The 9,076-nt window shown below is 61.4% G+C and carries 9 protein-coding genes; 7 read left to right on the top strand and 2 right to left on the bottom strand.

From position 1 onward, the window contains the following. Nucleotides 1–112: 112 nt before the first annotated feature. Both KYG_RS22560 and KYG_RS22555 read right to left on the bottom strand, forming a co-directional pair. A complete protein-coding gene (locus KYG_RS22560) occupies nucleotides 113–883 on the bottom strand; it encodes an IclR family transcriptional regulator (RefSeq protein WP_008907255.1) in 771 nt (256 codons plus the stop codon). Between the two features lie 65 nt (nucleotides 884–948). Beyond that, nucleotides 949–1,821 (bottom strand): CoA ester lyase, encoded by an 873-nt coding sequence (locus KYG_RS22555; RefSeq protein WP_008907254.1) that lies wholly within the window; start codon nucleotides 1,819–1,821, stop codon nucleotides 949–951. Nucleotides 1,822–2,016: 195 nt separating this feature from the next. Between KYG_RS22555 and KYG_RS22550 the strand changes: the two genes are divergently transcribed. From KYG_RS22550 to KYG_RS22520, 7 genes are read left to right on the top strand one after another with little or no spacing between them, the layout of a single operon-like run. Continuing rightward, a complete protein-coding gene (locus KYG_RS22550) occupies nucleotides 2,017–3,396 on the top strand; it encodes an MmgE/PrpD family protein (RefSeq protein WP_085942656.1) in 1,380 nt (459 codons plus the stop codon). Beyond that, nucleotides 3,393–3,890, top strand: coding sequence for a MaoC family dehydratase (locus tag KYG_RS22545; protein WP_008907252.1), 498 nt, complete (start codon nucleotides 3,393–3,395; stop codon nucleotides 3,888–3,890). Before KYG_RS22550 ends, KYG_RS22545 begins: the two co-directional genes overlap by 4 nt. 2 nt (nucleotides 3,891–3,892) lie before the next feature. After that, nucleotides 3,893–5,140, top strand: coding sequence for an acyl-CoA dehydrogenase family protein (locus tag KYG_RS22540; protein WP_008907251.1), 1,248 nt, complete (start codon nucleotides 3,893–3,895; stop codon nucleotides 5,138–5,140). Continuing rightward, a complete protein-coding gene (locus KYG_RS22535) occupies nucleotides 5,137–5,631 on the top strand; it encodes a MaoC family dehydratase (RefSeq protein WP_034695926.1) in 495 nt (164 codons plus the stop codon). Before KYG_RS22540 ends, KYG_RS22535 begins: the two co-directional genes overlap by 4 nt. Continuing rightward, nucleotides 5,628–6,851 carry a CaiB/BaiF CoA-transferase family protein gene (locus tag KYG_RS22530; protein ID WP_008907249.1) on the top strand — a complete coding sequence of 408 codons (1,224 nt, stop codon included), beginning with the start codon at nucleotides 5,628–5,630 and terminating at the stop codon, nucleotides 6,849–6,851. Before KYG_RS22535 ends, KYG_RS22530 begins: the two co-directional genes overlap by 4 nt. 37 nt (nucleotides 6,852–6,888) lie before the next feature. Beyond that, nucleotides 6,889–7,797 (top strand): CoA ester lyase, encoded by a 909-nt coding sequence (locus KYG_RS22525; protein WP_008907248.1) that lies wholly within the window; start codon nucleotides 6,889–6,891, stop codon nucleotides 7,795–7,797. A 44-nt stretch (nucleotides 7,798–7,841) separates the two neighbouring features. After that, nucleotides 7,842–8,882: a tripartite tricarboxylate transporter substrate binding protein gene (locus KYG_RS22520; RefSeq protein ID WP_008907247.1), complete on the top strand. Its 1,041-nt coding sequence runs from the start codon at nucleotides 7,842–7,844 to the stop codon at nucleotides 8,880–8,882. Nucleotides 8,883–9,076 lie beyond the last annotated feature (194 nt).

Here is a 9,076-nt window from a genome sequence, read left to right as displayed (position 1 = left end):
TAAATTTATTATTTTTATTTTAGGTGGAGATTTTTGAGAAAATCGCCTTGATTGGTGCATTAAAAGTATCCATTGCTTTGCCGGAATGTGAGAAGTGCGCGGCGTCACAAATTCAGGCGCAACGTGCGAAGGGCGCCAGCGCTTCCTGAATCAGTTCCAGGTAATACTCTTTGTTTTTCATCAGTTCCGCGTTTTGCGCACCAATACCCAGCGCCATCACCGGTTGTTGTGGATGGAACGGCAATGCGCAGGCTATTACTCCTGCCAGCGGATTCACATTACCCGAGGTCAGTGCATATCCGGTGTCCCGGATGCGGTCCATCTCCTCCAGAATGTCGGCTTCCGAGACCCGGTTTTCCAGCCGGGTCTCGGAGGCGTTGATGCGGCGCAGGAGATAGATGATCTCCGCATCGGATTTGCGGGACAAGACGGCCTTGCCCACGCCAGTACGGGCCAATGGCCGCAGTGATCCGGGCTTGATATACCACTTGAGTTGCGCTCTGCGTTCTTTGGGCTGGCACACATGGATGTACTGGACATAGATGTCGCTTTGCATGCCCAGGATCACGGTTGCAGAAGTCTTGGCCATCAGCTCGTTGACCAGCTTGGACAGGCTGCGTTCACTAAAGATGTTTTCCGTGATCCAGCTGCCGAGCAGGGCAACCCGCACTGTGGGGAAATACTTGCGGCTAGCCCTGTCGTATTCGAGGTACCGCAGCCGGGTGAGTGTCTGCAGCAGCACCGTGGTGCTCGACTGGGGGTAGCCCAGCACATTGACGACATCGGCGGTGCTCATGGGGATGCGGTGTTCTGCGAAGAATTCCAGCAACTCAAGCACCCGCGTGGCGGATTTCACATTTGACGTATCGGCGCAGGGGGACATCGCATCACCTGTTCAATGGCTCCGACTCCAGGGCCTCCATGGGCTCCACGCTGGTGTGCGGTTGTTTATTGGGCGGCAAGAACTTTCCGGGCAATCTGCAGGTGCAGCAGTTCCACCATGCCGCCATCGAGTTTGATGGCGCCCTTGCCCTGGTTTTCGGGTAGCGAGAACGCATCCTCCACCTTGCGTGCCCATGCCAACTCCTCCTCCGAGGGGGAGAAGTGCAGGTTGGCCGGGGCGATCTGCGAAGGATGGATCAGCGTCTTGCCGTCAAACCCCATCTCTCGCGACTGAAGCAGCTCGGCCGAAAAGCCCTCAGTATCCGAAAAATCGTTGTAAACCCCGTCGAGCACCGTCATGTTGCGAGCCTTTGCATGGATGAGCACCGAGGACAGCCAGGGCAGCATGTACAGGCGTTGGTGCCCCATGCTCGTGCCCGTCAGACGGGCAATGTCGTTGGTACCGATGACCAGCGTGGTCAGCGGGTAATCCGGTCCTGCATTGACATCCACAAGGGCCTGGATGTCAGCGATGCCCAGCGGGGTCTCGATCATGGCCCACACCTGCGTGTGGCCGGGCACTCCTGCAGTCCGCATGCCATCGCGCAACTGCTGGAGGGACGCGCGGGTTTCGTATTTCGGTATCAGGACGGCGCGCGGGCGGGCGCGGGCGACTGTCAGCATATCTGCTTCGAGGTGCGGAGCCTCGACGCCATTGATGCGCACCACGACGTTGAGTTGTGCGTTGTCGGGGCGGCCCATCACCTTCTCGATCTGGGCGCGTGCCAAGTCTTTCTTCTCTGGCGCCACGGCATCTTCCAGGTCCAGGATGAAAGTGTCGGCGGATAGCGATGCCATTTTTTCCAGGGCCCGCTCCTTGTCTCCCGGTATGTAGAGGGCGGAACGCATGGCGAAGGGCTGGGTGTGTGTCGTTTGCATGGGGATCCTTGTCGGGTGTTCTGTGGAAGTCGGGAACAAGTATTCATCCCTTCACAGGGAAGTTGCATCACATACATGATATCGGTGTGATTTTCCGCCACTATTGGAATGCATCACAACCATGATGGATTCTTGATGCCTCTCGCTTGATACTGCGCTCACAGATCACTGCCACAAGCGATAGAGAGACAAGCCATGGACACCCCAACCGCTCGCGCGGCCAATCTTCCGGAGGGAGCCCGCAATACCCGTTCAGACCTCCTGGGTCGACTGGTTGCGCTTATCAGCGAATCAGACAGCCTTCCCGTGCCCGAACTGGCACGTGAGTGCGCCACACATGCCCTGCTGGACTGGACCTGTGTGGCACTGGCCGGCATGTCGGAGCCTGCTGTGCAGATTCTTCTGCAGGTGCATGCCGTGCAATTGCCGGGGGCCGGCAAGCTGCCTCCCTTCGACTTGCAGCAGGGCATGTTGTCCGCCCTGATCAGCGGCACTGCCGGACACGCGCTGGACTATGACGACGTCAACTCGCGCATGCATGGGCACCCGAGCGTACCGGTGATTCCTGCCGCGCTGGCTGCCGCAAGAAGCGCCCAGGCAACAGGGCGGGAGTTGCTCGACGCCATCGTGGTGGGCCATGAGGTGGAAGCGCTGATTGGCGAACAGTATGGCGGTGCCCACTACCGTACGGGCTTTCATGCCACCGGCACCATCGGTACTTTTGGTGCGGCGGCGGCGGCGGCCCGCCTGCTGCGGCTGAACCCGCAGCAAACCCGCAATGCCCTGGGCCTTGCCGCCGCGCAGGCTGCGGGCCTGAAATCGATGTTCGGCACCATGACCAAGCCCCTGCATGCGGGCAAGGCGGCGATGAACGGGCTGCTGTCCGCCCGGCTGGCACTGGTTGGCTTCACTGCCGACGAGGATGCGATCGAAGGCATCCAGGGCTTCGTGGAAACGCAGTGCCAGGGAACGCGCGATGAGCCACTGGTCACGGACCGCTGGGCCATCCAAGACACGCTGTACAAGTACCACGCATCCTGCTACCTCACGCACTCCAGCATCGAGGCGCTCAAAGCGATACGGCGCGATACCCCGCTCTCGCCGGAGGCGATCGCGCACATCGACATCCATGTAGCGCCCGGTCACGACCGCGTGTGCAACATCCCCGAGCCGGCCACCGGCCTGGAGATCAAGTTCTCCTTGCGTCACCTTGCTGCGATGGTGATCCACGGTATGGACACCGCAGACCTGGGTATCTACACCGATGCCAACGCGACCGAGGCGGGATTGGTGCATTTGCGTGAGCGGGTCCGCGTGCACTTCAAGACGCTGGACAGCCAGAAAGGCTCCCGGGTGATTGTGACGGATCGCTCAGGCATCGCCCATGAACGTTACGTGGACGTGGGGATTCCCAATGACGACCTGCGCATGCAGTGGCAGAGCCTACAGAGCAAGGGCCGGGCCATCACGCGTCAGAGCCTGGCGCCGCACCAGTTCGAGGCGCTGGCTGGGCTCATTGCATCGCTCGGCCAGCAGACCGATCTTCTTTCTTTGTATGAGGCCATCACCCTATGAATGCCGATGAAACTGTGGACTTTCTGGAACAAAACGCTGTCGAGTGGGTCAGGGGAAACCGTTTCGAGGACTTTGCCCTCGGACAGAAATTCACCCACCACTGGGGCCGCACCGTCACCGAATCGGACAACACCCTGTTTTCCACGCTGACGCTGGCCTACAACCCCGCCTACACCAACGCGAGCCACGCACGGGCACAAGGTTTTCAGGGCTCTCCCGTGAATCCCCTGCTGGTGTTCAACGTGGTGTTCGGTCTGTCGGTCGAAGACCTGTCCGAGGGCGGGGGGCCCTTCCTCGGTGTGGATGACCTGCAGTACCTGCAGCCGGTGTACCCGGGCGAAACCCTGTACGCCGAGTCCGAGGTCATCCAGGCCCGATTGGCAGACAAACGCCCTGGCTACGGAATCGTGCAGTGGCACACCGTCGGGCGCAATGAGGCGGGCGTACCCGTCATCGAATTCAAACGCGCCAATCTGGTTCGCACGAAAGGTTGAACATGACAAACAAGCAAGCAAACGGCTACGGTTACATGACCGAAGAGCGCATCATGATCCGTGATGCCGCGCGTGAATTCACCATGAAAGAGGTGCTGCCGGTGGCCAACCAGCTCGATGGCCCCGATGGTGAAATTCCGATGGAGCTGCGCCAGAAGATGGCCGATATGGGCTACTTCGGTATCACCATTCCCGAGGAATATGGTGGCATGGGCATGGGCACTTTTGAGTACTGCCTGATCTGCGAACAGCTCTCGCGCGGCTGGATGTCGGTGGCCTCGATGGTGGCGCGGGCCCAGGGCGGTTTCATCAAGAACTCCATGCCCGAGGAAATGCGCCGCAAATACCTGCCGATGGTCGTGCGCGGAGAGTTCATGAACGCCAGCGCGCTGTCCGAGCCCGACACCGGCTCCGACCTGGCTTCCATGTCGTGCCGCGCCGAACTGGTGGGCGACGAGTGGGTGCTCAATGGTGCCAAGTACTGGTGCACCTTTGCCGATGGCGCCGACTACATCAATATATTCGCCCGCACCTCCAAGCCCACCGACCCCAAGCGGCGCGGCGAAGGCATTTCCTGCTTTCTGGTGGAAAAAAAACGCGGCGAGTTCCCGCCCGGCATGGTGGGCAACCCGATTCCGAAGATAGGCTATTTCGGCTGGAAGACCTTCGAACTGGCATTGACGGACCTGCGCCTGCCCAAGGAAAACCTGATCGGAGAACCCGGCAAGGCTTTCCTGATCATGGCCAAAGGCCTGGAGACTGCGCGCGCCCACACCGCAGCGCGGGCCATTGGGCTGGCGCAGGGAGCGCTGGAAGACGCAACCGCCTATGCCAAAGACCGCAAGCAGTTCGGCATGCCCATTGCCGAGTACCAAGCGATTCGCTTCAAGATCGCCACCATGGCCACGGAGATCGAGGCAGCGCGTCAGCTCATGTACTACGTCTGCAACGAAATCGACAGCGGGCGCCGCTGCGACAAGGAGGCCTCGATGGTCAAGTACTTCGCCACGGAGATGGCCGAGCGCGTCACGTCCGAGGCCATGCAGATTTTGGGCGGTGCCGGCTACACCAAGCTGTTTGCCGTGGAGCGCTACTGGCGTGATGCGCGTCTGACCAAGATTTTCGAGGGCACCTCCGAGATCCAGCAACGCATCATCGCCAACCACCTGCTGGGCAAATCCGTGGTGGAAGAAATGATTGCTGACCGTGCGTTCCAGAGCACGGTCGGTGCCCGCAAGGAGACCGCATGATGAACCCCGCACTCACCAGCCCCGACAACTACTTTGAAGACTTCACGGTGGGCCGTCTGATCCGCCATGCACGCGGCAAAACCGTGACGGAGATGGACAACGTCCTGATCACCAACATGGTGATGAACACGGCGGAAGGGCACTTCAATGAGGACCGCATGCGCCGCGCCGCCACCTCGCCCAATGCCATCTTCAACCAGCGCGTGGTGTTCGGCGGCATCAATCTGTCCATGGTGATCGGACTGGCTTCGCAGGATACGGCCGAGCAGTGCATCCGCGAGGTCGGGCTGACCAACATCAAGCTCAGTCACCCGGTGTTTCATGGCGACACGCTCTATGCCTACAGTGAGGTACTGGAGGCCACCGAAGACACCGCCAATGGTGGCGGCCTGGTGCGCTTTCGGCACTATGGCGTGAACCAGGACCGCAAGCTGTGCGTGCAGGCAGAACGGACCGTGCTGCTGCGCAAGCGGCCAGGAACGCCCGCATGACTGCCGCCGCGCTTGCGGGCTTCGGGGCGCTGCAGGGGCTCAAGGTACTGGACCTCACGCAGATGCTGGCAGGTCCTTACGCCACCATGCTGCTGGCTGACCAGGGTGCTGACGTGATCAAGATCGAGCCGCCCGGCGGCGACAAGACGCGGCAAAACGGCCCCTACCTGCCGGGCGCATTGCCCTTCAAGGAGGGCGGCTTTGGCGCCTACTTCGGCTCCGTGAACCGGAACAAGCGCTCCATCGTCATTGACCTGAAGAGCGAAGCCGGCAAGCAGCAGCTGATCCGGATGGTTCAGCAGGCCGATGTGCTGGTCGAGAACTTCCGGGCCGGCGTGATGGAGGGGCTGGGTCTGTCCTACGAGAGCCTGGCAGCGCACAACCCGCGCCTGGTGTATGCCGCACTGCGGGGGTTTGGTGACCCGCGCTCCGGCGAAACCCCCTATACCCATTGGCCTGCCTACGACCCGGTGGCGCAGGCCATGGGCGGCATCATGGGCATCACGGGCCCGGTGGTCGGGGGCGCTCCGACCAAGATCGGCCCGGGCGTGGGGGATCTGCTGCCCGCCATGTATCTGTCTTTTGCCATCACGGCAGCGTGCTGGAATGTGCAGAAGACGGGCCTGGGCCAGTTCGTGGATGTGGCCATGGTGGACTCGGTACTGGCACTGTGCGAGCGCATCGTCTACCAGTTCAGCGGCGCAGGTGTCAATTCGCATCCGGACGGCAACGGCCACCCCATTCTGTGCCCCTTCGGCATCTTCCCCGCAAAAGATGGCCATGTCAGCCTGGGCGTGCCCAACGACCGGTTCTGGGAGCCGTTCGTGCGCCTCATGGGCCGCGAAGACCTGGTGAGCGATCCACGCTGTGCGTCCAATGAGCAGCGCTCCCGCCACCGCGACTTCGTCGAGCCTCTGGTGGCAGCGTGGACCGCGCAGCACACCAAGGAAGAACTGGCGCGCAAGCTGGGCGGACTGATTCCCTTTGGACCGGTTCTGCGAGCGCAGGACATCTTCGAGGATCCGCATTTCCGGCGCCGCGGCATGCTCGTCCCCACCGAGCAGCCCGGCGCCCGCCAACCCTTGACGCTGGCCGGCACGCCCATTCACATGAGCCGCACCCCGGGAGGTGTGCATCAGCGCGCGCCCATCGTCAACGAACACGCGCAGGCCATCCTGGAAGAGTTCGGACTCATCCCTTCCAGCGCGGCAACTGCCTGACCCCTTTCATTTCATCGATCCCCAGGAGAAACCCTTCATGAACAAACCCCGCCGACTTCGCCGCTGCCAGCTTTCCGTGCCAGGGTCCAGCGAAAAGATGATGGAAAAGGCCGCCGGCCTGGGTGTGGATTACGTGTTCCTCGATCTGGAAGACGCTGTCGCACCGACCGAGAAGCGCCCCGCACGCCAGAAGATCGTCCATGCCCTCAATACCTACAACTGGGGCAAGACGGTGCGATGCGTGCGCATCAACGATCTGACCACCGAGTACGCTTACGAGGACATCATCGAGGTGGTTGAAGGCGCGCGCGAGAACCTCGACGTCATCATGCTGCCCAAGGCCCTGACGGCCTCCGACATCCAGTTTGTCGACAAGCTCCTAACCATGATGGAGAAGAAGCTCGGCATGACCAAGCGCATCGGCATCGATGTGCTGATCGAGGAGGTCGAAGGCCTGCAGCAGGTGGATGCCATCGCTGCAGCATCGCCGCGCCTCGAATGCCTGATCTTCGGCATGGGCGACTACTCGGCCAGCCAGGGCGTTTCGCTCAAGGACATCGGGGGGGCTACAGGCTATCCCGGCGACATCTGGCACTACCAGCGCCAGAAGATCACCGTGGCCGCGCGCTGCAATCGCATCGATGCGGTGGACGGACCTTTTGCCGACTTCAAGGATTCCGCAGCCTATGAAGAAGAATGCCGGCGTTCCATGACCCTGGGCATGGTCGGCAAGTGGGCCATCCACCCCTCTCAGGTGGAAGTCGCGCAGCGCGTCTTCTCTCCCCGCCGGGAAGACGTGGACCGTGCCCGTCTCATGATGAAAGCCTACGACGAGGCCCTTGCAAAGGGGCTGGGCGCCGTGCAGTTCGAGGGAAAGATGATTGACATCGCCTCGGTACGCATCGTCAAAAACCTGGTGGACCGCGCCGACCTCATCGGCATGTGAGTCCGCTCCCCCGCTTCTGGTTCATCATAAAAATGGAGACAAAAATGACTCATCTCACTCAGGCAACGCAAGGCATTTCCCGGTCGCGTCGGGACATCCTCAAGCTGGGTCTTGCGGCCTCTTCCTCCGGTGTGCTTGGCTTGGCGCCAGGCCTGGCATCGGCCCAATCGGACAGCACCTGGCCCAACAAGGTGATCCGCATCGTCTGCGCACAGGCCACGGGTTCGTCCAATGACACCACGGGGCGCGTGCTGGGCGAATTCATCACCGCCAAGCTGGGTGTGCCGGTGATCATTGAAAACCGGCCAGGCGCAGTGGGTACCATCGCGGGCGACAACGTTGTGCGTTCGCCCGCGGACGGCTACACCCTGCTGTTCACGCTGCACAGCCAGCTGGCCCAGGCCCCTGTCCTGCTCAAGAAGGTGCCTTACGACCCCGTCAACGACCTGGTCCCCATCGGGGCCTACGGCACGGGCAGTTCCCCAGCAGTGGTACGGCACGACCTGCCGGTCCACTCCATGAAGGAGCTGGTGGAATATGCCAAAAAGAAGCCCGTGTCCGTGGGCAACTACGGGATCGGCTCCAGCTGGCAGCTCATGATCACCCAGCTCATGAAGGATACCGGCGCGCAGTTCACCATCGTGAACTACCGTGGCACCGGCCCTATGACGCTGGACCTGATGGCAGGCAACATCGATGTGGGGGCTGGCTCGCTGGCCGGTCTGGCGGCGGGTATCGACAGCGGCAAGTTCCGCCCCATTCACCTGATTGGCGGCAGCTCGAAAAACAAGGTGCTGCCGAACCTTCTCACATGGGAAGAAGCGGGCTTCACCGGACCCGCCTACACCGCCCTCATGGAAGCCAACATGCTGCTGGCCCCCAAGGGCACGCCGCAGGCCGTCATCGACAAGCTGGCTGCGGTGATCGACGCCTCGGCCATCGAGTCCGAGCGCATGAAGGCCACGCTGGCCCAGTTGGGCGAGATGGACAAGCCCTGGACGGGCGATGTCCTCCATGCCAACATTAAAAAAATCTGGCCTGCATTTCAGCAGATGACCCGATCGCTCAATCTGCAGGTTGGCTGATGGTGGATGATTGACAGCAGCTCCCGGTTCGCTGGCCGTCTTTGGCAGCAGTGGCTGCCTGGAGGCGGAACGGGAGCTCCCAGGATCGGTGCCGTGTATACAGGGGAGGTGCCGGATCAGCAGGTTTTCGGATGATCGGTCAATGCCTGAAATTCAAAAACCATAGCGCCTAGCGATTTGCCAGAAAGCGCTAG

Source organism: Acidovorax sp. NO-1 (genome assembly GCF_000238595.1).
Lineage (GTDB): Bacteria > Pseudomonadota > Gammaproteobacteria > Burkholderiales > Burkholderiaceae_C > Acidovorax.
Note: the sequence above shows the minus strand (reverse complement) of the source record. Positions and strands in the feature narration are given on the sequence as shown.